Source organism: Plantactinospora sp. ZYX-F-223 (assembly GCF_039649625.1).
GTDB lineage: Bacteria > Actinomycetota > Actinomycetes > Mycobacteriales > Micromonosporaceae > Plantactinospora.
Window position 1 is genome coordinate 1 of the sequence record NZ_JBDJAV010000220.1, and the last position, 282, is coordinate 282.

Here is a 282-nt window from a genome sequence, read left to right on the forward strand (position 1 = left end):
CCGGTCACGGTGAACGCCCCCGGACAGCACACCATCACCTACCGGGCCACCGACGTCGCCGGCAACACCTCCCCGGTACAGTCCACCGCCTTCCAGGTCGCCCCACCAACCGACCCCGACACCACCGCACCCACCGTCACCGCCGCCGTCACCGGCGAACAGAACGACGACGGCGCCTACATCGGCATGGCCACCGTCACCCTCACCGCCACCGACACCGAATCCGGCGTCGAACGCACCGAGTACTCCCTCGACGGCGCCGCCTACGCCACCTACACCGCG

Annotated in this window: 1 pseudogene; it reads left to right on the forward strand. The window is 70.6% G+C overall.

Annotation, left to right across the window (positions count from 1 at the left end):
• Positions 1–282: pseudogene (locus AAH979_RS43270) on the forward strand (copper-binding protein); the annotation flags it as partial.